We start from the raw sequence: 26,272 nt of genomic DNA, 5'->3' as shown, positions 1-26,272 counted from the left end.
TCTGCTGAGCATCTCCAGCGGGCCGTTCTTCTATTCCAAATCAGTGTCGAAGTTGCTAAGCCCGCCCGCAAAGCCGTGGTGGCGTCTGCACGCGCATGAGGACACGAATGACGACGATCAAGCTGCACAACTCGAAAACCCGCCGCAAAGAGGTTTTCACCCCAATCGACGATAAAAACGTGCGGATGTATGTCTGTGGGCCCACGGTTTATGACCGGGCTCATATCGGCAATGCGCGCCCCGTGATCGTGTTCGACACGCTGTTCCGGCTGCTGCGCCATGTCTACGGGCCCGATCACGTGACCTATGTGCGCAATTTCACCGACGTGGATGACAAGATCAACGCGCGCGCGGCGGAAAGTGGCCGTTCGATTGCCGAGATCACCGCCGAGACCACGCAATGGTATCTGGACGATATGCGGGCCGTTGGGGCGATGGATCCCACGGAAATGCCGCGCGCGACGCAATATATCCCCCAGATGATCCAGATGATCGAGAAACTGATCGCGGACGGGTTTGCCTATGCCAAGGACGGGCACGTGTTGTTCCGGGTGAGGTCCTACAAGGACTATGGCGCACTGTCTGGCCGCTCGGTCGATGACATGATCGCCGGCGCGCGGGTCGAGGTTGCGCCCTACAAAGAGGACCCGATGGATTTCGTGCTGTGGAAGCCCTCCACCGATGATCTGCCGGGATGGGAGTCACCTTGGGGTCGTGGTCGTCCGGGCTGGCACATCGAATGCTCGGCCATGTCCTATGAATTGCTGGGCGCCAGCTTTGACATCCACGGCGGCGGCAACGACCTTATGTTCCCGCACCACGAAAACGAGATCGCCCAAAGCTGCTGCGCCCACCCCGAGGGCGGTTTTGCCAATGTCTGGATGCACAACGAGATGCTGCAGGTCGAGGGCAAGAAGATGTCCAAGAGCCTGGGCAACTTCTTTACCGTGCGGGATTTGCTGGATGGGCACGATGGCCAACCCGGCGTTCCCGGCGAGGTGATCCGCTTTGTCTTCCTGTCCACGCATTACGGCAAGCCGATGGACTGGACCGCCAAGAAAGCCGCCGAGGCCGAGGCCACCTTGCGCAAGTGGCGTAAGCTGACTGAGGGTGTGGAGGCTGGCGCTCCTGCCGCTGCGGTGATCGAGGCACTGGCCGACGATCTGAACACCGCCGGGGCGATTGCTGAACTGCACAAGCTGGCGAATGCCGGTGACGCGGCAGCGCTGAAGGGCTCGGCAGCGCTGTTGGGGCTTCTGGGCGAGGATCTTTCCGGGTGGGAGGTCAGCGATGTCGTCGATCTGAGTGCCCAGGCCGAAGCATTTGCAGGCGTGCGCAAAAAGGCAATGGAAACCAAGGACTTCAGTGAGGTGGACCGCCTGAAGGCGCTCTATGTCTCTGCCGGGGTCGAAGTACGCATGAGCAAGGAAGGGGTCGAGTTGATTGCAGGCCCCAACTTCGACGCGTCCAAGCTGGAGGGCCTGAAATGACCGAACGGATCTATATCTACGACACCACCTTGCGCGATGGGCAGCAGACGCAGGGGGTGCAGTTCTCGACTGCTGAAAAGCAGGAAATCGCCGAGGTTCTGGACGCTCTGGGTGTGGATTATATCGAGGGCGGTTGGCCCGGCGCGAACCCCACAGACAGCGATTTTTTTGAAACCAAGCCCAAGATGGACGCCGTCTTTACCGCCTTTGGGATGACCAAACGGGCCGGACGCTCGGCTGAAAATGACGACGTGCTGGCTGCGGTGATGAATGCAGGGACACCGGCCGTGTGTCTGGTGGGCAAAACGCATGATTTCCACGTGGAAACCGCTTTGGGGATCACGCTGGCCGAGAACACGGAAAACATTGCGCGCTCGGTCGAATATCTGGTGGCGCAGGGGCGCGAGGCCTTGTTCGATGCCGAGCATTTCTTTGACGGGTACAAGGCCAACGCGGCCTATGCGCTGGAGGCCGTGAAGGCCGCCTATGACGCGGGCGCGCGTTGGGTCGTGCTGTGTGACACCAACGGCGGGACGATGCCGCAGGAAATCCACGACATCACCAAGGCGGTGATCGCGGCGGGGATTCCGGGCGATCATCTGGGCATTCACACCCATAATGACACGGAAAATGCGGTGGCTGGGTCCTTGGCCGCGATTGATGCGGGCGCGCGGCAGGTGCAGGGCACTTTGAACGGGTTGGGCGAGCGGTGCGGCAATGCCAACCTGACCACGCTGATCCCGACCTTGCTGCTGAAGGAACCCTATGCCAGCGCCTATGACACCCGTATCAGCCACGAGGCGCTGACCGGGCTGCTGAAGGCCAGCCGCAAGCTGGACGATATCCTGAACCGTGTGCCCTTCCGTCAGGCGCCCTATGTGGGCGCCAGCGCCTTTGCGCATAAGGCGGGGCTGCACGCCAGCGCGATCCTTAAGGATCCGTCGACCTATGAACATATTGATCCGGCTGTGGTGGGCAACGCGCGCATCATCCCGATGTCCAATCAAGCAGGGCAGTCGAACCTGCGCAAACGTCTGGCCGAGGCCGGGCTGGAGGTCGCCGCCAAAGACCCGGCGCTGGCGCGTATTCTGGACGTGATCAAAGCCCGCGAGGCCGAGGGCTATACCTATGACAGCGCGCAGGCCAGCTTTGAGCTGCTGGCACGGGCCGAGCTGGGCCAGCTGCCGCAGTTCTTCGAGGTGAAGCGCTATAAGGTTACGGTCGAGCGGCGCAAGAACAAGTACAACAAGATGGTCAGCCTGTCCGAGGCCGTCGTGGTGCTGAAAGTCGACGGCGAAAAGAAGCTGTCGGTGTCGGAATCCATGGACGAAAACGGCTCGGATCGCGGGCCGGTCAATGCGCTGTCCAAGGCACTGGCCAAGGATTTGGGGCGCTATTCGGACGTCATTCGTGACATGCATCTTGTGGACTTTAAAGTGCGGATCACCCAAGGCGGCACCGAGGCCGTCACGCGCGTCATCATCGACAGCGAAGACGGACAGGGGCGGCGCTGGTCCACTGTGGGCGTGTCCCCGAACATAGTTGATGCAAGCTTTGACGCTTTGTTGGATGCGATTAACTGGAAACTCCTGCGCGAGATGGGCGCAAGTTAACGAACGGGAAATTGTTAATGATTGGTAAGGTTGCGTTCTCGTTGGCCATGTTTGCGGTCGTGCCGGGGGCAATTGCCCTTGGGCTGATTGCCTCGCAAGTGCCGGGCACGGTGGATGGCTCGGGAGGGCTGGATTTCAACAAGCAGCTAGAGCGCGGGCTGGCCGAACCGCTGCCCATGGTCCCGGTGCAGATGCGTGACGGATTCCCGCTGCAAGTGCGTCATCTGGAGGGCCCAAAGGGCGCGCCGCTGTTGGTGATGGTGCATGGCTCGGGCTGGCAGGGTGCGCAGTTTGACAGCCTGGCGCGCGAATTGTCTGCGCAGGCCGAGGTGCTGGTACCAGACCTGCGCGGTCATGGTGCGCAGCCCGGACGGCGCGGTGACGTGGACTATATTGGCCAGTTCGAGGATGACCTGGCTGATCTGATCGACGCCTATCGCAAACCTGATCAGAAGGTCATCCTGCTGGGTCACAGCTCGGGCGGGGGGCTGGTCGTGCGGATGGCGGGCGGCACCCATGGCGCGCTAATGGATGGCGCCGTTCTGCTGGCGCCTTTCCTGAAATACAACGCCCCCACGACGCGAGCCAATTCGGGCGGTTGGGCCACGCCGCTGACCCGCCGGATCATCGGGCTGACCATGCTGAACGCGGTTAAAATCCGTGCGCTGAACCACCTGACCGTGATCCAGTTTGCCATGCCACAAGCTGTTCTGGACGGGCCTTTGGGGCACACTGCGACGACGGCCTATTCTTATCGCCTGAACACCTCGTATGCGCCGCGCAATGATTATGAGGCCGATATTGCCGCTCTGCCGCCCTTCCTGTTGGTTGTGGGCGACCAGGACGAGGCGTTCGTGGCCGACGGATTCCAGCCGCTGATGTCCGCGCAAACCGACCAGGGGCGCTATGCCCTGATCCCTGATGCGGCCCATCTGGATGTGGTAGACGATCCGCAAACCCTGTCCGCAATCAAAGGATTCCTGCGTGAGTTTTGATGACCCCGACATGATCGCCTGCGCCGAGCTGGTGCAGCGTGCCGACCCAGACAGGTTCCGCGTGGCGATGGCCGCTCCGGTGTCCGCGCGGCTGGTGCTGTTCCCGCTTTTCGCGGCGAATGTCGAGGTCTCACGCGCCCCTTGGGTGACGCAGGAACATCTGATTGCGGAAATGCGCTTGCAATGGTGGAAGGACGCGTTCGAGGAAATCGCCGCGGGTGGCAATGTCCGTCGGCACGAGGTGGTGACGCCTTTGTCGCGGGTACTGGATGCGCGCGGCGCGCAGCTGATGCTGGACCTGGCCGAGGTCCGCAGCTGGGATATTTATCGAGATCCCTTTGAAGACGCTGCACATTTTCAACGCTACATCACCGCCACGTCTGCCAATTTGATGCTGGCGGGTGCGCGGGCCCTGGGGGATGTGGATGACGGCGCTGTACTGGATATGGGCTATGCCACCGGGCTGGCCAATTATCTGACTGCTGTGCCTGCCTTGGAGAAGGCCAAGCGCGTGCCCCTGTTGGATGGCCGCCCCGAGGCGGTCGCAGAATTGGCGCAGGACGGTCTGGACCGGCTGAAACGAGCACGCTCGGCGCGGACGAAAGTGTCACGCGCGTCCGTTCCGGCCATGTTGCTGGGCTGGAAGGTCGAGGGCATTCTGAAACGCGCCGCAGCGCAGCCCGGGCGTGTGGCCGAAGGCGCGCTGGCCGGCTCTGAATTCAGCGACAATGCCGGCTTGATGCTGCGCGCGATGACCGGGCGCTGGTGATCACGCCTCTTTCGGGCGCAGCAGCAACCAGATCAGCGCGCCACCAGCCAGCATCAGGAATGGCGCCATCGCCAGGTTGACCGAGGTCCAACCCACTTGCGCAGTGCCGCCCGAACAGTTCATCAACCCGCCCGAGGCCAGCGACGCAAAGGTCACGCCGCCAAATACCAGCAGGTCATTCAGGCCCTGCATCCGGCCCCGCTCGTGCGGTTCATGGGCGCCAGCCAGCATCGAGGTCGCCCCGATGAAGCCGAAGTTCCAGCCCACGCCCAGCAGGATCAGCGCGATAAAGAAATTCTCCAGTTCGACCCCTTGCAGGGCCACGGCACCGGCGCCAGCCAGAATGATCAGACCGGCTGCGATCACCTTTTCCACGCCGAAACGCGCGATCAGGTGCCCGGTGAAAAAGCTGGGCACGAACATGGCCAGCACGTGGGCGGACACGACATTGGCGGCGGTATCCGTCTCAAATCCGCAGCCCACAACGGCCAGGGGGGTCGAGGTCATCACAAGGTTCATCAGCGCATAGCTGACCATGCCGCAGATCACGGCGACCAGGATGCGTGGTGTGGTGATCAGCTCCCACCGGGTGCGGCCTTTTGGGGCGTCCTCGGCCGGGGCTTCGGGTGTGGGGATGTCCAGGAAGAAGAACAGCAATGACCCAAAGATGTTGACAGCGATCACGGCCAGATAGGTGCCCACGAAGGGGATCACCATGGCGTCCACCGTCACTTTGACCAGCTGAGGCCCGATAATGGCCGAGGCCAGACCGCCCGCCATGACATAGGAAATCGCCTTGGGGCGGAATGCGTCCGAAGCCGTATCCGCCGCAGCAAAGCGGTAAAACCCTTGCGCGGACATGTAGACCCCGGTGATCAGGCTGCCTAGCAGGAACACTGGGAACGAGGCGATATACAGCCCATAGGCCCCAACGGCACCGCCCAAAGCGCCCGCCGCCGAGCCGATAAAGAATCCGGCACGCCGTCCAAACGTCTGCATTGCCCAGGACAGAGGTGTGGCCGACATCATGCTGCCCAGCACGATCAGCGAGATCGGCAGGGTCGCGAAACACAGGTTCGTCGCCAACGCCTGACCGGCCAGACCACCGATGGTAAAGATCATCGGCATTTGCGCGCCCAGAATGGCCTGGGCCAGAACCAGGATGGTCACGTTACGCTTGGCGCGGGCATCGTCGGGGATATATTCGGAACTGCTCATGCGAGCAGTGCTATCGGCTTGGGCAGACCCGCGCAAGCCGGATATTTACGGTGTCAACTAACGATCCGCATCTGTGCGGCCCGTGTTTAGCGGGTCCAGGTTGCGCGGGGGACGCCCTGCGATCATTCCCTGCCAGTCCAGCACCTGCCGCATCAGCACGGAACGGCCAATGCACAGGATGGCTGGCGGCGTCAGACCTGAGGTCGCGATATCCGCCTCAAGCTGGTCCAGTTGCGTTTCCAGTACCTGCTGGTTGGGCGTGCTGGCTTGGGCAACCACGGCGCAGGGCTCGTCCGGGGCGCGGCCACCATCAATCAGAGCCCTCGAGATGCGCCCGGCGTGTTTCATGCCCATGTAGATCACCAGCACCTGCGCACCTTTGGCCAGGGCCGACCAATCCAGCGCACTGGGGGTCTCGCCGGTGTGGTCATGCCCGGTCACGAAGACCACCGACTGGTTAACATCACGGTGCGTGACCGGAATGCCAGCATAGGCCAGCCCTCCGATGCCCGCGCTGATGCCCGGAATGATGCGCACGGGAATGCCGGCCTGCACCAGCGTCTGCGCTTCTTCTCCGCCGCGGCCAAACACAAATGGATCGCCACCCTTAAGTCGCAGCACGCGCTTGCCTTGTTTGGCCAGCTCGATCAGGCGCAAAGAGATGTCTTTTTGCTTGGCCGAAGGTTTGCCGCCGCGCTTGCCTGCGTATTCCAGCTCTGCTTGCGGGGCCCATTTCAGGATCGCCGGGTCCACAAGTGCGTCATAGACCAGGACATCGGCCTGTCTTAGCGCGTTTAGTGCGTGCAGCGTCAGAAGGCCCGGATCACCGGGACCAGCGCCGCACAGCCAAACCCAGCCGGGTTCCAATTCAGGCCAATGATAGTCGGGCAGAGGAGGAGATTCGATCATTTCCCTTGTATGGGCGGTTTTCCCGTGTTCGAAAAGAGGCAACACCCAGTAAACCAAGGGGGACAGCATGGCCGAGCGTATCATCCAGTCACCTGAGTGCGTGGCCGAAGGCGCGGCGTGGCTGTGCTCGGCCGATCCGGCAATGGCGCGGGCCTATGCGGTAACGGGACCCTTGCCTTTGCGCTTGCGGCCAGATGGGTTTGCGCAGCTTTTGAACGCGATCGTCAGCCAACAGGTCAGCGTTGCCTCGGCTGGTGCGATCTGGGCGCGGCTTGAAGGGGCAGGGATGACTGACCCCGCGGCGCTGAGCGGCACAAGTGCCGAGGATCTGCGCGCGTTGGGGCTGAGCCGCCAGAAAGCACGCTATGCCAAGGCCCTGGCCGAGGCCGGGATCGACTATGCCGGTTTACGCGCAGCGCCCACCCAGCAGGTGATCAGCACCCTGACCGACATTACTGGCATCGGTGTGTGGACGGCGGAAATCTACGCGATGTTCAGCCTTGGGCGCGCAGATGTGTTCGCGCCGGGCGATCTGGCCTTGCAGGAGGCCGCCCGTATCCTCTACGACCTACCCGAACGGCCGCGTGAAAAGGCGCTGAGGCAGATGGCGGGCAGATGGTCCCCCTGGCGCAGTGTGGCGGCGCGGATTCTATGGGCCTATTACAGGCTGAAAAAACAAAGGGAAGGGATCAGATGACTCGCGTGTTGAAAGCTGGCCGGGTGGAACCAAAATCAGGAGAGGCGCGCTCGGTCGTGGTGTTCCTGCATGGCTATGGGGCCAATGGCGCGGATTTGCTGGGCCTTGCTGACCCCTTGGGAGATCATCTGCCCGATACCCTGTTCATCGCCCCCGACGCCCCCGAGGCCTGCGCCGGCGCGCCCATGGGGTTTCAGTGGTTCCCGATCCCGTGGATCGACGGCTCGTCCCAGGAAGAGCAAGAGCGCGGGATGCAGCAAGCCGTCGAAGACCTGAACGCCTTTTTGGATGGGGTCTTGGTCGATAACGACATGCTGCCTGAACAAATGGTGCTGTTCGGATTCTCGCAAGGCACGATGATGTCTTTGCACGTTGCCCCCCGTCGCGAAGACGAGGTTTCGGGTATCGTCGCTTTCTCGGGTCGTCTGATGTCGCCCGAGCTGTTGAAGGACGAGGCGATCAGCAAGCCGCCGATCCTGCTGGTTCATGGCGATCAGGACGACGTGGTGCCCGTGCAATCGTTGCCCGAAGCCGCTGAAGCCCTGCAAGAGGCGGGCTTTAAAGAGGTTTATGCCCACATCCAAAAAGGTACCGCGCACGGTATTGCACCCGACGGGCTGTCGGTTGCGCTGGCCTTCATGCGCGACAAGCTTGGGCTTTAAAATCCCCACAAACGCGGCTCGGCGAATTCCAGGGAATTGCCTGCCGGGTCGCGAAAATACAGGGATCTGGCCCCGTTCGGCCAATCAAACTCTGCCTCGATCCTGACCCCAAGAGCGTTCAGCCGGTCGCGCCATTCATTGATTTGGTCACGGCTGGCCGCGAAACACAGATGCCCCGGCCCGGTTGCGCCGTGTGGCGGCACGGGCATCGAGGCATGCTGGCTGGGTTGTGCTGTTTGGGCGGGATTGAACAGCAGCAAGATCCCCCTTTCCAGCTTAAAGAACGCATGCCGATCCCCGGCGCGGGTTAGCAGATCCAGGTTCAGCACGGTCTCATAAAACTCTTGCGCGGCGTCCAGATCGGGCGCGTACAGGGCGGTTTCCAGTATGGCAGCAGGTGTCAGCATGCATCCACCATACCCCCGACAGCACTGCCTGTGAATTGGGCGCACCGCGTCATCTGTTTGTCATTTCCGCACATTAGGCTCGATGGCAGATCATGGGGGTTGCCCCATTGTCACCACGAGATATAGTTGTGGATAAATTGGGGCGGAGACTCCCCGCCCTGATTCCCAAGCTGATTTTGGACAGGCAGGGAGACGTTTTGCCGATGGACGGAGATTTCAGGACCGAGTTTGTCAGAGACCCTGGCGCGTTAAGACATCACCCTGCGCTGGTGCTGAACGCCGACTACCGGCCCTTGTCCTATTACCCGCTTTCGCTGTGGCCCTGGCAAGAGGCAGTCAAGGCGGTTTGGCTGGATCGGGTCGATGTAGTGGCCGAATATGACACCACGGCCCGTAGCCCCAGTACCCAGATACGCATCCCCTCGGTGGTCGTTCTGAAAGATTTCGTAAAACCTCAAAGGCGCGTGGCATTCACGCGCTTTAATTTGTTTTTAAGGGATGAATTCCGCTGCCAGTATTGCGGAAGCCGCGGGGATCTGACCTTTGACCACGTGGTGCCGCGCGCCTCGGGGGGGATTACAAGCTGGGAAAACGTGGTGGCCGCGTGCTCGCCCTGCAACCTCAAGAAGGGCTCGAAATCTCTGCGCCGGGCGGGCATGCATTTGCGCAAGGTGCCCCGGCGTCCATCGTCTGGAGAGATGCAGAACATGGGCCGCAAATTTCCACCAAACCACCTGCACGATAGCTGGATGGATTTCCTGTATTGGGATGTGGAACTGGAAGCCTGAAACGCAAAACGCCGCCCCTGGAATGATCCGGGGCGGCGCTGCATTAGGGGTGTGCCCCGTGGCTTAGCCTTCGGCTTTGGGGGCCGGTTTGGCCGCACCTTTGGTGGTCAGCGGGTCGTCCTGACGCTGCACCGAACCTTCGAAATGCGCACCGCTTTCGATCGCGATAGTCTTGTGGATGATGTCGCCTTCGACGCGTGCGGTCGAGGTCAGGCGGACCTTCAGGCCACGCACACGGCCCACGACGCGGCCGTTCACAACCACATCGTCCGCGATCACTTCGCCCTTGATGGTGGCGGTTTCACCCACGGTCAGCAGGTGGGCGCGGATATCGCCCTCGACTGTGCCTTCGACCTGAATGTCACCGGTGGTTTTCAGATTGCCGGTGATGGTCAGATCCGAGGACAGGATCGAAGCCGGGGGTTTCGCCTTGGGGGCCGATGCCTTGAAATCAGACTTGGGCGCCGCAGCCGGAGCTTCGGGCGCTGCCGGTTTGGCGGTTTCGGTGGCCTTGGGGGCGGGTTCGTTGATTTTGCTCTTAGAAAACATCTCGTGCTGCCTTGATAAAGATCATCGGATTGACGGCTTTTCCGTCCACTCTCACTTCATAGTGAAGATGGGGTCCGGTAACTCGCCCAGAGGCTCCCATATCACCAATACGCTGTCCGCGCGATACCTTTTGCCCCTCTTTAACGATAATTTTAGACATATGGGCGTATCGCGTCTCGATTCCAAACGCGTGCTTGATTTTTACCAGCCGACCATATCCCGAGGACCAGCCCGCGTGAACCACGACACCATCGGCTGTCGCGTGCAGGGGGGTGCCGACGGGGCCGGCGAAATCCACACCGCGGTGCATGCGCTTGCCGCCGGTCTTGGGATCGCGGCGATAGCCGAAGCCGCTGGTAAAGCGATAGGCACGGTGCACCGGGGTGGCAAAGGGCGCGCCCTCGGCGGCGATGCGATAAAGGTTCAACTGATCCATCTGGTTCAGCAGCCGGTTGGCGCGATCCAGGTCGGGGTGGGTGTCTTCGCCGCGGGTCGAGAATGACAGCGGCATCAGCGGGCCACCCTGGCCGTTATAGCCCTGCCGCACTTGCGACAGGATCGAGTCCGTGTTCATGCCGGCGGCGCGGAACATCTTGTCCAGCGGCTGCACCGATACGGCCATCGCGTCCTCAAGCTGGCGGAAGATCTGCTCGTTCTGATCCTGCATCAGGCGCAGCTCTCGCGTCAGTTCCTCGGCACGGGTCAGCGCGCCCTGCGCGTCGGCGATGATCTGGTCACGTTCGACGGCGGTGTCACCAAGGGCGGTCACCAGAAAGTTCATGGTCTCAGAAGTTTCGGGCGAGGCACTGGCCAGCGCGCCGCCGTTTTCGCTGTCAGCCTGCTGGATTTGCAGGTCGGTCAGCTGAGTGCGCGCGTCATCGCGCTCGTGCATGGTGCGGCGCAGGGTGTTCTGGATGACCTCGATCCCGGTCTCCAGCTCGCGTCGGCGGGTTTCAGATTCCAGCAGCTGCGATTGCATCACCGAGATCTGCTCGAGCGCCTTGCTGAAACGATCCTGCGCGGCAAGGGCTTCGTGGGCGCGGGTGTCGCGCTCGTCCGCCAGGATGTTCAGGCGGGTTTCATAGGTGACGCGGTCGCGTTTTGCCTGCTCGCGGAAATTGCCCGATCCGATCGAATCCATCAGCAACACGGCTGTTGCGACGATCGCCCAGGCCACCAGCATGGCCGAGCCGGTAAAGCCGATCAGCTGCGTGACCGGACGCAGGCGTATGAAACGCGTGTCCGTGTCGGATCGCAGAAATACGCGGCGTTCGGGAAACAGCTTTTCCAGCGTCGCGTCGAATTTAATTGCCAGTCGTGTTCGCACCAGACTGTCCTTACCTTTCATCCCCAAGTCACAGCGCGGCCTTTTGGTCTGATGCCAGCCTGCGCCGAGAATTTGATTAGCGGCGACTGTCGCAGAGGGCAAGGAGTTTAACCCATTGGAAACCTTTGGGCGGACAAAACCCGCCTCTGCCCGGAAATCCCGGCGAAAACTCGCCGAAACTCAGCGGGCATGAGGCGGAGGCGTTTCGTCTGAAAGCGGCCAGTAGAAATCGGGCGGAAGGCCCGCCTCGGCGCGCTTTTCCTCGTTGAAGGGTGGTTTCAGCGGCCCGTGGAAATACTTGCGTACCAGATCGTGAAACACCTGTTTGGGGTCCTTGTCATGACGCCCGCACAGGAAATGGAACCATTTGGACCCGTATGCAACATGCCCGACCTCTTCGGAATAGATCACGTTCAGTGCGTTAACCACGTCGTCCTGCTTGGCGTTCTGGAATATCTTGATCATGCCGGGGGTGACGTCCAGGCCGCGGGCCTCAAGCACCATTGGAACCACGGCCAAGCGGCCCAGAATGTCATCCACTGTGTCCTCGGCGGCGCGCCACATGCCGGCGTGGGCGGGCAGGGCACCGTAGTGGCTGCCCATCGCCTCGAGGCAATCACAGACCAGGTTATAATGCTTGGATTCTTCGTCAGCCGATTTCACCCAGTCATCATAGAACCCCATGGGCATCGGGATGTGTCCGAAACGCGCGACGATATCCCAGTGCAGATCCACTGCGTTCAGTTCGATATGAGCGACCGCGTGCAGGATCGCCGTCCGCCCCTGAACGGATCCGGGACGGCGGCGTGGCACGTCGCGCGGGTCCAGCAATTCGGGTTTTTCGGGGCGCGCAGGGCGCAGCGGCGGGTAGGCTGTGCCCACGGGGATCGACACGCCTGCGTCCCGAGCGGCAAACCAAGTGGCGGCATGTTTGTGCGACAGGGCGGTTTTTTCGCGCCCATCGGCGGTGGTCAGAACCTCGACCGCCATTTCCGTCAGGGTCTTGGTCATAGGGCGCGCGCGGCCTCCAGCACCTCGTCGACATGACCTTTGACCTTCACCTTGCGCCATTCGCGGGCGATGTTGCCATCAGCGTCGATCAGGAAGGTCGAGCGGACGATCCCCCAGAAGGTTTTGCCGTACATCTTCTTTTCCTGCCACACGCCCAGACGTTCGCTTAGGTCGCTTTCTGCATCCGACAGCAGCGGCACGCCCAGTTCTTTTTTCTCACGGAATTTTGCATGGCTTGCGAGCGAATCCTTGGATACGCCAAAGACCTTGACGCCCAGCTTTTCGAACTCGGGCAAAGCGGCGGTGAAATCGATCGCCTCGGTGGTGCAGCCGGGGGTGTTGTCTTTGGGGTAGAAGAACAAAACGACAGGAGCAGGGCGCAGTTCCGACAGGGTTACTGGGTCGCCACCATCCTGAGGCAGGGTGAAATCGGGGGCCGGGGTCTTGGCGTCGGTCATTTTGCGCTCCTTTTGGGGCTGTGGGGGTGCGTCGCGGTTTGGGCTGTAGTAATAGAGCGTTAAGCAAAAGAATAAAGACCATGTTCCGCCACGGGCGGCCCGCAAGCGCAAGGCAGAGATGAGCAAAGACGACAACACACCAGACACCACGACGGCGGGTGCCCATCCGCGCCGCCACTGGGGATGGCTGTGGTGGGTGCTGATCTTCGTCGGTCTGCTGATCGCGGGCGCGGGGGGCGTTGTCTATTTCCACGCAGACAGGCCCATCAAGGCGCCCGAATGGCTGCACTCCCGTGTCGAGGCGCGCCTGAGTGATGCCTTGCCGGGCTCGGACATCAATTTCGGCGATATCTCATTTCTGGTGCCGCGCGGCGGGCGCCCCAGGATTCAGTTCCGCGACGCCGAGATCACCGCCGAGGACGGCCGCCCGGTTCTGAGCCTTGCCAACCTTGAAGCGCGGGTGGCGTTTGAACCTTTGCTGCGCGGGGATATCTTGCTGAGCAAACTGGTGCTGAGCGGCGCCACGGTGAACGTACGGCGCCGTGTGGATGGATTCTTTGACCTGTCCTTTGGCTCGTTCGAGCAAACTCAGGAGGCCGCCAGCGTCGCCGAGCTGATCGCCAGCCTGGACGCCCTGCTGCTGACACCCGAACTGGCCGCGCTGACCCGTGTCGAAGCCGAGGCGCTGACCCTGCGCTATGAAGACGCCCGCGCAGACCGGGCCTGGACGGTGGACGGCGCGCGTTTTGTCCTGGACCGCGACGGCGAAGACCTGCGGGTGCGCGGCGACATGGCTTTGCTGGGGGGCTATGACTATGCCACTACGGTCGAAGTCAACTATGAAAGCCAGATCGGGGCGCTGGATGCCAAGTTCGGCATGTCCTTCGAGGACATGGCCTCGCGCGATATTGCCAGCCAGGTGGGTGCGCTTGCCTGGTTGGAAGCGATCCGGGCGCCGATCAGCGGCGCTTTGCGGGTGGGCGTGGATGACCAGGGGCAACTGGGCCGCCTGTCCGGCACATTGCAGATCGGGCAGGGGGCGCTGCAGCCCAATGACCAGACCCGCCCGATCGCGTTCCAGTCCGCACGCGCCTATTTCGGTTTTGATCCCGAAACGCAACTGATCACTTTTGACGATCTCTCGGTGAAAAGTCCCCAGTTTAGCGGCCGGGCCGAGGGAAAGGCCCTTTTGGTCGGCGCCAAGGGGGGCTGGCCGACGCAGCTGCAGGGGCAATTCTGGATCTCGGGGGCACAGGCCAATCCGAACAACCTGTATCCGCAGCCCGTCTCGCTGGATCATGCGGACATGACCTTTCGGCTGGATCTTGATCCGTTCGAGTTCACCTTGGGCGAGCTGAACCTGTCAAAGGACGGTCATGTGCTGGTGGTCGATGGCAAGATGCGCGCCGATGATATCGGTTGGAACCTGGCCCTGAACGGGCAGGTCGCGGACCTGAGCGAAACCACGGTGATGGATTTCTGGCCCGAAACGCTAAAGCCCAAGACCCGGACATGGGTTTCCCAGAACATCGCGGCGCTTACGCTGACGAACACACAGCTGGCCCTGCGCGCGCAGCAAGGTAAAAAGCCCAATCTCTATCTGTCGACCGAGTTCACTGACGGCGATATCCGGTTTCTCAAGCATATGCCGAACATTAAAAACGCGGCAGGCCGGGCTGAATTGCTGGGGTCGCGTTTCGTGGTAACCGCCGAGCGGGGCACAGTCACGCCGCCACAGGGTGGCCAGATTGACGCCACCGGCACCAGCCTGATCATTGATGATGTGCGGATCAAGGGGCCACCGGCCGAGGTGCGACTGAACACCCACAGTACCATCACCGCTGCCCTGTCGCTGCTGGATCACGAACCTTTGCAGGTGATGACCAAGGCCGAACGGCCCGTGACGCTGGCCGATGGCATGGCGCGGGCTCAGGGCTCGATCTTCTTGAGGCTGAAAAAGAAACTTCCGCGGTCCGAAGTGCGCTATGACATCTCGGCCCAGCTGGAAAATGTTCGCAGCACCAAGCTGATCCCCGACAAGGTATTTGCTGCCGCAGGGCTGGACGTAAAGGCGTCGAACCAGAACGTCACGATCAGCGGCCAAGGGCGCATCGGGCAGGTTGGGTTCCAAGGGCGGTGGGTCTCGGCCATCCAGGACAATCCGCAAAAGGTCAGCCGGGTCGAGGGCACTCTGACCGTTTCGCCAACCTTTTTGGATGAGTTCAACATTGCTTTGCCACCCGGAACGATTTTCGGCGCGGGTCCTGCGCGCTTTGCGATCGATCTGAAACAGGGGCAGGCGCCAAGGTTCAGCGGTACGTCCGATCTGGCCGGGATCGGGTTGCGCATCCCCGAGCTTGGCTGGAGCCTGCCCAAATCCCGCACCGGCGACTTCGCGATCGCTGGCACTCTGGGCAAGGTTCCCCAAGTCGAACGTATGAGTTTGCAGGCCAAGGGCCTGAGCGCCGAGGGGTCGGTAACGCTGAAAAACAATGGCGGCCTGGGCCGGGCCGAGTTTTCCTCGGTCAAGGCGGGGGCGTGGCTGTCGGCCCCGATCACGCTGGTCGGCCGCGGCAAAGGCGCAGCACCGGCTGTTGAAATCAATGGCGGATGGCTTGATCTGCGCCGTATGGGGCAGGGCGCGTCCAGCGGGTCCGGGAAATCCTCGGTCGTTCCGATGGACGTGCGTCTGGACCGGTTGCAGATCACCGAAAGCCTGTCGCTGACCGGGTTTCGCGGAGAGTTTCAGGCCCACAGCGGCGGCATGACCGGCCGCTTTGTCGGCGCAGTGAACGGCAAGGCCAGCATTACCGGGCAGATGACCCCCAAGAATACCCGAAGCGCCTTCACCATTACGTCGAACGAGGCAGGTGCCGCGCTGGCCGCGGCCGGTTTGCTGGATCAGGCGGACAAGGGGCAGATGCACCTGACCCTAAGCCCCGTGGGCGCCGACAGCTATGACGGCAAAATGACCATCAAGTCGGTCTGGCTTAAGGATGCCCCGGCCATCGCGAACCTTTTAAGTGCGGCCAGCATCGTGGGCCTGCTGGAACAGATGAGCGGCGGCGGCATTCATTTCGGCGAGGTCGAGGCCGATTTCCGCATCACGCCCGCGCAGGTCGTCATCACCAAAAGCAGCGCAGTCGGAACCTCGATCGGGCTGTCCATGGATGGAATTTATGACATTGAAAACAAGGTGATGGACATGCAGGGGGTCTTCTCTCCGATCTATGCGCTGAATGCCATCGGTTCGGTGTTAACGCGCAAGGGCGAAGGGCTGCTTGGCTTTAACTTCACAATGAAGGGCCCCAGCGATGACCCGCGCGTGGGGATCAATCCACTCTCGATCTTTACACCTGGCATGTTCCGAGAGATATTCCGCCGCCCGCCTCCCAAAGTGACTCAGTAACACCGATGAAACTGTCTGATTTCGATTTCGACCTGCCCGAGGACCTGATTGCCACGCGGCCCGCCAAGCCGCGCAGCTCGGCGCGATTACTGGTGGCGCAGGGGGATCAGATCACGGATGCGCGGGTCACGGATATTCTGGATTGGTTGCGCCCCGGAGACCGGCTGGTGCTGAACGATACCAAGGTGATCCCCGCGCGCCTGTCGGGAATGCGCGCACGTATGGGCGCCGAGGGGCTGACCCGGGCCCGGATCGAGGTCACCCTGCTGGAGCCGCGCCCCAACGGACAATGGGCTGCGCTGCTGAAGCCGCTCAAGAAAATCCGCGAGGGCGAAGAGATCGTATTCTCGGATGCGCTTTCGGCGCGGCTTGAGGCGAAAGAGGACGGGCAGGGTGTGTTGTCCTTCAACCTTACCGGCGAAGATTTTGATGCCGCGCTGGCCCAGGCGGGCGCGATGCCCTTGCCGCCCTATATCGCCGCCAAACGGGCCGCGGATGCGCAGGACAAGACGGATTATCAAACAGTCTGGGCGCGTGCCCTGGGGGCTGTGGCCGCGCCCACGGCCAGCCTGCATTTCGACGAACCACTGCTGCAAAAGATCCGCGATATGGGGGTCGATCTGACCTTTGTTACCCTGCATGTCGGCGCGGGTACGTTCCTGCCGGTGAAGGTCGAGGACGTGACCACTCATAAGATGCATGCCGAATGGGGCGAGGTCAGCGCTCAGGCCGCTGCCGATATTGCCGCGACCAAGGCCAAGGGCGGGCGGGTAATCCCCGTTGGCACCACCGCCCTGCGCCTGATCGAAAGCGCGGGCCGCAGCGGACAGATTCAGCCCTGGCGCGGTGAAACCGACATCTTCATTTACCCCGGTTTCACGTTCCACGTGGTAGACGCGCTTATGACCAATTTCCATCTGCCCAAATCCACCTTGATGATGCTGGTTTCGGCGCTGATGGGGGCGGATCGGGTGCGCAAGATCTATGATCACGCCATCGATCAGAGGTATAGGTTCTTTTCATACGGGGATGCCTCGATCCTGTTTCCGGGCGACTAAAAGCCCGAATGTCGCGAACAGAACATTTCGTGTCGCAAACACGCAGGTGAAACGGCGTCAGCCCTGACAAACGGGGGCTTTTCAACCGTCACCCGAACCGCCGCGAGGATCGCGCCATGCTAAGCACTCTGTCCAATGTTTGGGCCCTGCTATTGGGTATCATGTTGCTGATGGTTGGGAACGGCCTTCAGGGCACGCTTTTGGGTGTCCGCGGCGAGCTGGAAGGGTTTTCCACTTACGAGATGTCCATCGTGATGTCAGCCTATTTTGTGGGCTTTCTGGGTGGCTCGCGCATGGCGCCCGAGATGATCCGCCGGGTGGGGCATGTGCGGGTGTTCGCTGCGCTTGCCTCCTTTATCTCGGCGGTTCTGATCCTGTATCCGACCGTTGCAAACCCCTGGGTCTGGACGCTGGGGCGTGTGGTTATCGGGTTTTGCTATTCGGGTGTGTACGTGACCAGCGAAAGCTGGCTGAACAACGCCGCCACGAACGAGAACCGGGGCAAGGCGTTGTCCATGTACATGATCGTGCAGATGGTGGGCATCGTGCTGGCGCAGGCCTTGCTGCTGACGGCGGATCCTTCGGGCTATGTCCTGTTTGTCATCCCCTCGGTGCTGGTGTCGATCTCGTTTGCGCCGATTTTGCTGTCGATCTCGCCCACGCCGGCGTTTGAAACCGACAAACCCATGAGCCTGCGCGAGATCATGAAAACCTCGCCCCTGGGCAGTGTGGGCATGTTCCTGTTGGGGGGCGTCTTCGCCTCGCAATTCGGGATGGCAGCGGTTTACGGCGGCGAGGCGGGGCTAAGCCTGCCCGAGATTTCGATCTTCGTGGCCGCATTCTATGTGGGGGCGACCATCCTGCAATATCCTTTGGGCTGGCTGTCCGACATGATGGATCGCCGCGTGCTGATCATGCTGACCTCGGCTGCGGGCGGGATCGGCGCGTTGCTGGGCATGATAATGGGCGGGCATTTCCCGTTGCTGCTGGTTTCGGCCTTCCTGATCGGCGGCACGTCCAACCCGCTTTATTCGCTGTTGATCGCCTATACCAACGACTTCCTTGAACCCGAGGATATGGCCGCTGCTGCGGGTGGTCTTATATTCATCAACGGGGTCGGGGCGGTCGCGGGCCCGCTGATCACTGGGTGGCTGCTTGGGGCGTTTGGTCCGCCGGGCTATTTCGCGTTGATTGCTGTGCTGTTGCTGGCGCTGGCCGGATACGCGGGGTATCGCATGACGCAACGCGCGACACCGGACCAGGACGAGACCGGTCACTATATGCCCGTTATGCCCTCGGCGTCGCCGGTTGCGGTGGAAATGGCGCGCGAATATGCCCTTGAATCAGCGGAAGAAAGTGACGCTAGCGCTACCAACACGTAATATGACGCTCCTGACGTAATAAGTGATTGTAAACAGGGCCGTATGGTTTGTAACGTTTTGATAACGGAATGTTTTGGCCTTTAAAGGGAGGTTCCGATGGTCAGCGCGGATGAGGTTCTGAAATTCTGGTTGGACGACGTTGGGCCCAGCGGGTGGTACGCCGTAGACGACAAGTTGGACCAGACGATCCGGGATAAATTCCTGGTTGCCTGGCAAGAGGCTAAAGACGGTGCCTATAGCCTGTGGTTAACCTATCCCAGCGGGGCGCTGGCCTATATCATCCTTCTGGACCAGTTCTCGCGTAATATGTTCCGAGGGTCAGGGGATGCCTTCGCCATGGACGAGACCGCCCTGGCGGCCGCGAAGTCGGCGATCGACCATGGCTGGGACCTGAAGATTGACGAGCCCGCGCGCCAGTTCTTCTATCTGCCGCTGATGCATTCGGAAAACCTCTGTGATCAGGAACGTTGCGTACGCCTGATGGCTGAAAGGATGCCGGGCTCTGGGGAAAGCAACCTGCTGCACGCCAAGGCGCATCGCCACGTGATCCGCGTCTTTGGACGATTCCCCTATCGCAACGAGGCGCTTGCGCGGCGTACCACCGCGAGCGAACAAAGCTATATCGATGATGGAGGCTATGGTCAGACCATCCGAGAGCTGCAGACGGCATAATCGTTTAAGAAGTGAACGAATTTTAACTCTCTGGAATCAATGCTGTAACCCCCGTAGGCGCGTCAAAGCGCTGCGGGGGTTTTGTTTTTGTTGAGCGGGTGGGAAAAGTAGTTTAATGTCAAACTAAATTATGAATCGGAGGAGACGCATGTCTGCCAAGACGTTTGATATGATCGTGATCGGGGCTGGCCCCGGTGGTTACGTAGCTGCCATTCGCGGCGCTCAGCTGGGCCTGAAAGTGGCCGTGGTTGAACGCGAGCATCTGGGGGGTATCTGCCTGAACTGGGGATGTATCCCCACCAAGGCGCTGCTGCGCTCGTCCGAAGTGTTCCACCTGATGGAGCGCGCCAAGGATTTCGGCCTGAAGGCGGACAAGATCGGCTATGATCTGGACGCCGTGGTGAAACGCTCGCGCGGGGTTGCTGCCCAGCTGTCCGGCGGTATCGGCCATCTGATGAAAAAGAACAAAGTCACCGTGGTGATGGGCGAGGCTTCGCTGCCTGCCAAGGGCAAAGTCAGCGTCAAGACCGATAAGGGCACTGAAGAGCTGACCGCCAAGGCCATCGTTCTGGCAACCGGCGCCCGCGCGCGTGAGCTGCCGGGTCTGGAGGCTGACGGTGATCTGGTCTGGACCTACAAACACGCGCTGAATCCGCCGCGGATGCCGAAAAAGCTGTTGGTCATCGGGTCGGGCGCGATCGGGATTGAATTCGCCAGCTTCTACAACACACTGGGCGCCGACACGACCGTTGTCGAAGTCATGGACCGCGTTCTTCCCGTGGAAGACGCTGAAATCAGCGCCTTCGCCAAGAAGCAGTTCGTGAAACAAGGCATGACCATCATGGAAAAAGCCATGGTGAAACAGCTGGATCGCGGCAAGGGCAAGGTGACCGCGCATATCGAAACCAAGGGCAAGGTCGAAAAGGTCGAATTCGACACTGTGATCAGCGCCGTTGGGATCGTGGGCAACGTGGAAAACCTGGGGCTCGAAGGTCTGGGTGTCAAAATCGACCGCACTCATGTTGTGACGGATGAATTCTGCCGCACTGGTGTGGATGGTCTCTATGCGATCGGTGACATCGCCGGCGCGCCTTGGTTGGCGCACAAGGCCAGCCACGAAGGCGTCATGGTGGCCGAGTTGATCGCGGGCAAACATGCTCATCCGGTCAAGCCCGAAACCATCGCGGGCTGCACCTATTGTCACCCGCAGGTGGCCAGCGTCGGTTATACCGAAGCCAAGGCCAAAGAGCTGGGCTTTGACATCAAGGTCGGCCGCTTCCCCTTCATCGGCAACGGCAAGGCGATCGCTTTGGGCGAGCCTGAAGGCATGGTAAAAACCATCTTTGACGCGAAAACCGGCGAACTGCTGGGCGCTCATATGGTTGGTGCCGAGGTGACCGAGATGATCCAGGGCTATGTGATTGGCCGTCAGTTGGAAACCACCGAGGAAGACCTTATGAACACCGTCTTCCCGCACCCGACGCTGTCCGAGATGATGCACGAAAGCGTACTGGATGCGTTCGATCGCGTCATCCACATGTAAGCGATTGTGATACAATAAGAAAAGGCGGTCCCTTGGGGCCGCCTTTTTCTGTTTGGGTCTTAGGCGCGCTCGATCGGTCCGCCTGCAGCCGCCCAATGGCTGAGACCGCCCAGATTGTGCACGTCTTCGTAGCCCAGTTGCCGCAGCATCCCCGCGGCCATGCTTGAGCGCGCGCCCGACGCGCAATACAGCGCAATGGGTTTCGGCGCTTTCAGGTCGGGGTGGAAATCCGGATGGCGCGGATCGGCCATATCGGCCAAACGCATCATCGGAATGTGCAGTGCGCCTCTTGCCTTGCCCGATGCTGCAATTTCACCATGATCGCGGATGTCGATCAGGATCATCTCTCCGTCAGCAACTTTTTGAATCGCATCGGCAACGGGCAGGGCGGGTGCGGCTTGTCGCATGAATCCAAACATGGGCGGGTCCTTTTTAATCTGCGTCGCGTTTCAGCCTATTTTGGAGGTGAGAGCGATTGCTTCAAGGGAGTTATAGCAAATAAATTCTAAAAACGGAATATTAATGTGCTCTGCCGGGCGTTTTGCTTAAATCCGCGACGATGTTCGTTAAATGTTCTTCTTTTTTTCTTGGAGTCTCGGCCCGGCTCTACTATCTGTTAACCACTGATGGCGAGGGATCCATGGCTGAGCTGAAAAATATCGAGGTGCGCGGCGCGCGCGAGCACAATCTGAAAAGCATCGACGTGGACATCCCGCGCGATCAGCTGGTGGTGATTACCGGGCTGTCTGGTTCGGGCAAGTCCTCTTTGGCGTTCGACACGATCTATGCCGAGGGTCAGCGCCGCTACGTCGAATCGCTGTCCGCCTATGCACGGCAGTTCCTGGACATGATGGAGAAACCGGACGTCGACCACATCAGCGGCCTGTCCCCGGCCATTTCCATCGAGCAGAAGACAACCAGCAAGAACCCGCGCTCGACCGTTGGGACTGTGACCGAGATTTACGACTATATGCGTCTGCTGTTCGCCCGCGTCGGCACGCCCTATTCCCCCGCCACCGGCCAGCCGATCGAGGCGCAGCAGGTGCAGGACATGGTTGACCGCGTCATGACGATGGAGGAGGGCACGCGCGCCTATCTGCTGGCTCCTATCGTCCGCGACCGTAAAGGCGAATATCGCAAGGAATTCTTAGAGCTTCGTAAACAAGGCTTCCAACGGGTGAAGGTTGACGGTGAATTCCACGAACTGGATACACCGCCCACGTTGGACAAGAAATTCCGCCATGACATTGATGTGGTCGTTGACCGGATCGTCGTGCGCGAAGGGCTGGAAACGCGGCTAGCCGACAGCCTGCGCACGGCTCTGGATCTGGCCGACGGGATCGCTGTACTGGAAACTGCTCCGCGCGAGGGCGATCCTGAACGTATCACGTTTTCAGAGAATTTTGCCTGTCCTGTCAGTGGTTTCACTATCCCCGAGATTGAACCGCGCCTGTTTTCGTTCAACGCGCCGTTCGGGGCCTGTCCGTCCTGTGACGGGCTTGGGGTCGAGCTGTTTTTCGACGAACGGCTGGTGGTCCCGGACCAGAACATCAAGATTTATGACGGCGCACTGGCCCCGTGGCGCAAGGGGAAATCCCCCTATTTTCTGCAAACGATCGAGGCGCTGGCGCGGCACTATGGCTTCGATCAGAACGACCGCTGGAAGGACCTGCCCAAGAAGGTGCAGCAAGTGTTCCTGTATGGTTCTGGCGACGAGGAAATCGAGTTCCGCTATGACGAAGGCGGGCGCGTTTACCAGGTAACGCGCGTGTTTGAAGGCGTCATTCCCAATATGGAGCGCCGCTATCGCGAGACGGATTCCAACTGGGTCCGCGAAGAATTTGAACGCTATCAGAACAATCGGCGTTGCGGCGATTGCGGCGGATACCGTCTGCGCGAAGAGGCACTGGCGGTCAAGATCGCGGGCCTGCATGTCGGACAGGTCGTCGAGATGTCGATCAAGGAAGCTTATGACTGGTGTCAGGCCGTCCCTGAGCATCTGACCGACCAGAAAAATGAGATCGCACGAGCCATTCTGAAGGAAATTCGCGAGCGCTTGGGCTTCCTGAATAACGTTGGATTAGAATATCTTACGATGAGCCGCTCAAGTGGAACATTAAGTGGCGGCGAAAGCCAGCGCATCCGTTTGGCCAGCCAGATCGGCTCGGGCCTGACCGGGGTTTTGTATGTGTTGGATGAGCCCTCGATCGGGTTGCACCAGCGGGACAATGACCGGCTGATCGGTACGCTGAAGAACCTGCGCGATCAGGGCAACACGGTGATCGTGGTCGAGCATGACGAGGATATGATCCGTCAGGCCGACTATGTGTTTGATATCGGTCCAGGTGCCGGGGTGCATGGGGGGCAGGTGGTGTCCCAAGGCACGCCGCCGGCGATTTCAGGTGATCCGGCCAGCCTGACCGGTCAGTACCTCAGCGGCGCGCGCGAGATTGCGGTGCCCTCTGAACGGCGCAAGGGCAATAAGAAAAAGGTCAGCGTTGTCAAAGCGACTGGGAATAACCTGCAGAATGTCACGGCGGACTTCCCTTTGGGTAAATTTGTCTGCGTCACCGGCGTATCGGGCGGCGGAAAATCCACGCTGACGATTGAAACCCTGTTCAAGACCGCCTCGATGCGGTTGAACGGCGCGCGCCAGACGCCTGCGCCTTGCGAGACGATCAAAGGGCTGGAGCATTTGGACAAGGTGATCGACATTGATCAGCGGCCCATCGGACGTACACCGCGTTCGAACCCCGCGACCTATACCGGTGCGTTCACGCCGATCCGCGATTGGTTCGCCGGACTGCCTGAAGCCAAGGCGCGTGGTTATAAGCCCGGGCGCTTCAGTTTCAACGTCAAAGGCGGGCGGTGCGAGGCCTGTCAGGGCGATGGCGTCATCAAGATCGAGATGCATTTTCTGCCGGATGTGTATGTCACCTGCGAGACCTGCAAAGGCGCGCGCTACAATCGCGAGACTTTGGAAATTCAGTTTAAAGGCAAAAGCATAGCTGACGTTCTTGATATGACGGTTGAAGACGCTCAGCAGTTTTTCCAGGCTGTTCCCTCGATCCGGGACAAGATGGATGCGCTGATGCGTGTGGGGCTGGGATACATCAAGGTCGGCCAACAGGCCACGACCCTTTCCGGGGGCGAGGCGCAGCGGGTGAAACTGTCAAAAGAGCTGGCCAAACGCTCGACCGGGCGGACGCTGTATATTCTGGACGAACCGACCACGGGCCTGCACTTTGAAGACGTGCGCAAGCTGCTCGAGGTGCTGCACGAGCTGGTCGATCAGGGCAACTCGGTGGTTGTGATCGAGCATAATCTGGACGTTGTGAAAACCGCCGACTGGATTATTGATATCGGCCCCGAGGGCGGGGATGGCGGCGGTCAGATTGTGGCCGCGGGCACGCCCGAAGACGTTGCCAAGGAACCACGCAGCCACACCGGGCGTTATCTGGCGCCGATGCTGGGTATGTCGGCTGCAGCGGCCGAATAAGGATCGGCCCCGGCTATAACAGGGGCCTTCTGTGTCACTTGTTTGGGCAGGTGTTGACGCCGACCAGCTTGTACAGCGGGCAAAAGCCAGACAGGCCCGTCAGCAGCGGCACTAGGCCGATCCACATCCAGATGCCATAGCCCATCAGCGCGCCAACGATCAATGCGGCCCCAATGACGATGCGCAGGATTTTGTCGATACCACCAACGTTTTTCATGTCAGTCTCCTTTCGTGTTCGATTGGGGACAGACTAGCGAATCTGCACGCGTTTGTCTGTGACAGTGTCACACAGCCTCGGCGGCCACGGCATGCAGGGCGTCCGGATCCAGAATTTCGATCGTTCCGCGCCCCGTGCGCACCCATCCACGACGGGACCAATTTTCAAGCCGCCGGGATACAACCTCGCGGGCTGTTCCGATCTGCGTGGCCAGTTCCGATTGAGTAAGATGCAGCGGATTTTCGGCGTCTGACAGGGACAAAAGACGTTCGGCCAGGCGGCATTCGACGCGCGTAAAGGCTACTTTTTCAAGAAGTTGCATCATGTTCTGAAAGCGTTTTGCAAAGGCCTGAAACACCAGCGCGCGAAAGGCAGGGTCGCTGTCCATCATCCCCAGAAACATCGGTTTCGGCAGTAGTACCAGACGGGTATCGACGGTCGTTTCCGCCTCGGCGGTGTAATCATCCCCGCCCAGCAGCCCCATCGTCGTCTGGATGCAGGACTGGCCAGGCTCGACCGAGTACAGCAGCATTTCACGCCCCGAGGTGCCGGTCATCGACACATCTACGCGGCCAGACAGGATCATGGCATAACCCTGCACAGCGTCCCCGGCGTGGAACAGCGGGGTGTGGGCGGGCAGGGTGACCGGCGCAAGCGAGCCAAGCCGCAGCCGCGATTGCGGCGCCAGCGCAGCCAGTTGAGAAGCGCCCGTCACCCAGTCATTCATGCGCCGCGCCCGCGTTTTTCGAACCGGGGCAGCATGGCGCTGAAGTCCATGCCCCTGCCGTCTTCGTTTTCGACGAACTGTTCGTACAGCGCCGAGGCCAACTGACCCATGGGCGTGTCTGCATCCGCGCTTTCGGCGGCTTGCTGGGACAGGCGCAGGTCTTTCAGCATCAGCTCGGATGCAAAGCCGGGCTTATAGTCATTATCGGCGGGGCTGGTGGCGCCGACGCCGAGCGCGGGCGTATAGGCGTTCATGGTCCAGCTATACCCCGACGAGGTGCTGACCACATCGAACATCTTTTGCCGATCCAGACCCAGTTTGTCGGCCAGGGCAAACGCCTCGCAGGTGGCGATCATGGTGACGCCCAGGATCATGTTGTTGCAGATCTTGGCGGCCTGGCCTGCACCGCTTTCGCCGCAATGGACGGCCTTTTGACCCATGATTTCGAACAACGGCTCGGCCACGGAAAAGGCTTCGGCGCTGCCTCCGGCCATGAAGGTCAGCGTGCCGCCTGCAGCGCCGCCAACCCCGCCTGACACAGGCGCGTCCACGGCCATAAGACCCGCCGCGATGGCTTGATCCGCGACCGCGCGGGCGCTGTCCACGTCCACTGTTGAACAATCCACCAGCGTGGCGCCGGCCTGCATCGCGGGGATCACCTGATCGGCCACGGCGCGCAGGATGGCGCCATTGGGCAACATGGTGATCACCACCTCGGCGCCCGAGACGGCGTCCTGAACGGTGGCGGCGTTGGTCACGCCCTCGGCGGTGGTGCCCGCGGTGTCAAAGCCGGTGACGCTGTGGCCCGCGGCGGCCAGGTTGGCGGCCATCGGCGCGCCCATGTTCCCTAGTCCGATGAATGCGATCTGCAT

The 26,272-nt window shown here is 60.9% G+C and carries 24 protein-coding genes; 13 read left to right on the top strand and 11 right to left on the bottom strand.

Going from position 1 to position 26,272, the window contains the following annotated elements:
• The first annotated feature begins 107 nt into the window (after positions 1–107).
• The 4 genes from cysS to ACOQOQ_RS13645 are packed head-to-tail and all read left to right on the top strand — an operon-like array spanning position 108 to position 4,867.
• A complete protein-coding gene (gene cysS / locus ACOQOQ_RS13660; RefSeq protein ID WP_420567538.1) occupies positions 108–1,490 on the top strand; it encodes a cysteine--tRNA ligase in 1,383 nt (460 codons plus the stop codon).
• Positions 1,487–3,103, top strand: a complete 1,617-nt coding sequence (gene cimA / locus ACOQOQ_RS13655; protein WP_420567537.1) for a citramalate synthase — start codon at positions 1,487–1,489, stop codon at positions 3,101–3,103. Before cysS ends, cimA begins: the two co-directional genes overlap by 4 nt.
• A 17-nt stretch (positions 3,104–3,120) precedes the next feature.
• Positions 3,121–4,098 carry an alpha/beta hydrolase gene (locus tag ACOQOQ_RS13650; RefSeq protein ID WP_420567536.1) on the top strand — a complete coding sequence of 326 codons (978 nt, stop codon included), beginning with the start codon at positions 3,121–3,123 and terminating at the stop codon, positions 4,096–4,098.
• Positions 4,088–4,867 (top strand): squalene/phytoene synthase family protein, encoded by a 780-nt coding sequence (locus ACOQOQ_RS13645; protein WP_420567535.1) that lies wholly within the window; start codon positions 4,088–4,090, stop codon positions 4,865–4,867. Before ACOQOQ_RS13650 ends, ACOQOQ_RS13645 begins: the two co-directional genes overlap by 11 nt.
• On the opposite strand, the gene ACOQOQ_RS13640 is transcribed toward ACOQOQ_RS13645, so the two are convergent.
• Together ACOQOQ_RS13640 and cobA are read right to left on the bottom strand one after the other, a co-directional pair.
• Positions 4,868–6,085, bottom strand: a complete 1,218-nt coding sequence (locus tag ACOQOQ_RS13640; protein WP_420567534.1) for an MFS transporter — start codon at positions 6,083–6,085, stop codon at positions 4,868–4,870.
• A 57-nt stretch (positions 6,086–6,142) separates the two neighbouring features.
• Complete coding sequence (cobA, locus tag ACOQOQ_RS13635) at positions 6,143–6,994, bottom strand: uroporphyrinogen-III C-methyltransferase (protein WP_420569774.1); 852 nt, start codon at positions 6,992–6,994, stop codon at positions 6,143–6,145.
• Between the two features lie 67 nt (positions 6,995–7,061).
• On the opposite strand from cobA, the gene ACOQOQ_RS13630 reads away from it, so the two are divergent.
• Together ACOQOQ_RS13630 and ACOQOQ_RS13625 are read left to right on the top strand one after the other, a co-directional pair.
• Positions 7,062–7,691 carry a DNA-3-methyladenine glycosylase family protein gene (locus tag ACOQOQ_RS13630; RefSeq protein ID WP_420567533.1) on the top strand — a complete coding sequence of 210 codons (630 nt, stop codon included), beginning with the start codon at positions 7,062–7,064 and terminating at the stop codon, positions 7,689–7,691.
• On the top strand, positions 7,688–8,353 hold the full coding sequence (locus tag ACOQOQ_RS13625; RefSeq protein WP_420567532.1) for an alpha/beta hydrolase: 666 nt from the start codon (positions 7,688–7,690) through the stop codon (positions 8,351–8,353). Before ACOQOQ_RS13630 ends, ACOQOQ_RS13625 begins: the two co-directional genes overlap by 4 nt.
• On the opposite strand, the gene ACOQOQ_RS13620 is transcribed toward ACOQOQ_RS13625, so the two are convergent.
• The gene (locus ACOQOQ_RS13620) at positions 8,350–8,760 is read right to left on the bottom strand and encodes a VOC family protein (protein ID WP_420567531.1); all 411 of its coding nucleotides are present in this window, start codon (positions 8,758–8,760) and stop codon (positions 8,350–8,352) included. The two genes, ACOQOQ_RS13625 and ACOQOQ_RS13620, sit on opposite strands and share 4 nt — an antisense overlap.
• Positions 8,761–8,963: 203 nt before the next feature.
• On the opposite strand from ACOQOQ_RS13620, the gene ACOQOQ_RS13615 reads away from it, so the two are divergent.
• Positions 8,964–9,548 (top strand): HNH endonuclease, encoded by a 585-nt coding sequence (locus ACOQOQ_RS13615; RefSeq protein ID WP_420567530.1) that lies wholly within the window; start codon positions 8,964–8,966, stop codon positions 9,546–9,548.
• 63 nt (positions 9,549–9,611) lie between these two features.
• Here ACOQOQ_RS13615 and ACOQOQ_RS13610 read toward each other — a convergent pair whose 3' ends face one another.
• The 4 genes from ACOQOQ_RS13610 to ACOQOQ_RS13595 all read right to left on the bottom strand — a co-directional run bounded on the left by ACOQOQ_RS13610 (position 9,612) and on the right by ACOQOQ_RS13595 (position 12,893).
• A complete protein-coding gene (locus ACOQOQ_RS13610; protein ID WP_420567529.1) occupies positions 9,612–10,097 on the bottom strand; it encodes a bactofilin family protein in 486 nt (161 codons plus the stop codon).
• On the bottom strand, positions 10,087–11,424 hold the full coding sequence (locus ACOQOQ_RS13605) for a DUF5930 domain-containing protein (protein ID WP_420567528.1): 1,338 nt from the start codon (positions 11,422–11,424) through the stop codon (positions 10,087–10,089). The genes ACOQOQ_RS13610 and ACOQOQ_RS13605 overlap by 11 nt, the downstream gene beginning before the upstream one ends.
• Before the next feature lie 180 nt (positions 11,425–11,604).
• On the bottom strand, positions 11,605–12,435 hold the full coding sequence (locus ACOQOQ_RS13600; RefSeq protein ID WP_420567527.1) for a ferritin-like domain-containing protein: 831 nt from the start codon (positions 12,433–12,435) through the stop codon (positions 11,605–11,607).
• Complete coding sequence (locus ACOQOQ_RS13595) at positions 12,432–12,893, bottom strand: peroxiredoxin (protein WP_420567526.1); 462 nt, start codon at positions 12,891–12,893, stop codon at positions 12,432–12,434. The genes ACOQOQ_RS13600 and ACOQOQ_RS13595 overlap by 4 nt, the downstream gene beginning before the upstream one ends.
• Positions 12,894–13,011: 118 nt before the next feature.
• On the opposite strand from ACOQOQ_RS13595, the gene ACOQOQ_RS13590 reads away from it, so the two are divergent.
• The 5 genes from ACOQOQ_RS13590 (at position 13,012) to lpdA (ending at position 20,957) form a co-directional block, all read left to right on the top strand.
• Positions 13,012–16,302, top strand: a complete 3,291-nt coding sequence (locus ACOQOQ_RS13590) for an AsmA-like C-terminal region-containing protein (protein WP_420567525.1) — start codon at positions 13,012–13,014, stop codon at positions 16,300–16,302.
• A gap of 5 nt (positions 16,303–16,307) precedes the next feature.
• Positions 16,308–17,360 carry a tRNA preQ1(34) S-adenosylmethionine ribosyltransferase-isomerase QueA gene (gene queA, locus ACOQOQ_RS13585; protein WP_420567524.1) on the top strand — a complete coding sequence of 351 codons (1,053 nt, stop codon included), beginning with the start codon at positions 16,308–16,310 and terminating at the stop codon, positions 17,358–17,360.
• A gap of 116 nt (positions 17,361–17,476) precedes the next feature.
• The gene (locus ACOQOQ_RS13580; protein WP_420567523.1) at positions 17,477–18,742 is read left to right on the top strand and encodes an MFS transporter; all 1,266 of its coding nucleotides are present in this window, start codon (positions 17,477–17,479) and stop codon (positions 18,740–18,742) included.
• Between the two features lie 96 nt (positions 18,743–18,838).
• Positions 18,839–19,414: a DUF924 family protein gene (locus tag ACOQOQ_RS13575; RefSeq protein WP_420567522.1), complete on the top strand. Its 576-nt coding sequence runs from the start codon at positions 18,839–18,841 to the stop codon at positions 19,412–19,414.
• 148 nt (positions 19,415–19,562) lie between these two features.
• Positions 19,563–20,957: a dihydrolipoyl dehydrogenase gene (lpdA, locus tag ACOQOQ_RS13570; protein ID WP_420567521.1), complete on the top strand. Its 1,395-nt coding sequence runs from the start codon at positions 19,563–19,565 to the stop codon at positions 20,955–20,957.
• Positions 20,958–21,016: 59 nt separating this feature from the next.
• Here lpdA and ACOQOQ_RS13565 read toward each other — a convergent pair whose 3' ends face one another.
• Complete coding sequence (locus ACOQOQ_RS13565; RefSeq protein ID WP_420567520.1) at positions 21,017–21,376, bottom strand: rhodanese-like domain-containing protein; 360 nt, start codon at positions 21,374–21,376, stop codon at positions 21,017–21,019.
• 221 nt (positions 21,377–21,597) lie between these two features.
• On the opposite strand from ACOQOQ_RS13565, the gene uvrA reads away from it, so the two are divergent.
• On the top strand, positions 21,598–24,456 hold the full coding sequence (gene uvrA, locus ACOQOQ_RS13560) for an excinuclease ABC subunit UvrA (RefSeq protein WP_420567519.1): 2,859 nt from the start codon (positions 21,598–21,600) through the stop codon (positions 24,454–24,456).
• 34 nt (positions 24,457–24,490) lie between these two features.
• Here the strand turns inward: uvrA and ACOQOQ_RS13555 are convergent, their stop codons facing one another.
• The 3 genes from ACOQOQ_RS13555 to mmsB all read right to left on the bottom strand — a co-directional run bounded on the left by ACOQOQ_RS13555 (position 24,491) and on the right by mmsB (position 26,272).
• A complete protein-coding gene (locus ACOQOQ_RS13555; protein ID WP_420567518.1) occupies positions 24,491–24,673 on the bottom strand; it encodes a YgaP family membrane protein in 183 nt (60 codons plus the stop codon).
• Between the two features lie 67 nt (positions 24,674–24,740).
• Entirely contained in the window at positions 24,741–25,400 is a 660-nt protein-coding gene (locus ACOQOQ_RS13550) for a Crp/Fnr family transcriptional regulator (RefSeq protein ID WP_420567517.1), read from the bottom strand.
• A complete protein-coding gene (gene mmsB, locus ACOQOQ_RS13545) occupies positions 25,397–26,272 on the bottom strand; it encodes a 3-hydroxyisobutyrate dehydrogenase (protein ID WP_420567516.1) in 876 nt (291 codons plus the stop codon). Before mmsB ends, ACOQOQ_RS13550 begins: the two co-directional genes overlap by 4 nt.

It is taken from the genome of Thalassovita sp., assembly GCF_965218685.1.
GTDB lineage: Bacteria > Pseudomonadota > Alphaproteobacteria > Rhodobacterales > Rhodobacteraceae > Thalassobius.
The sequence above is the reverse complement of the archived record's forward strand: the minus strand, read 5'-3'. Positions and strand labels throughout refer to the sequence as shown.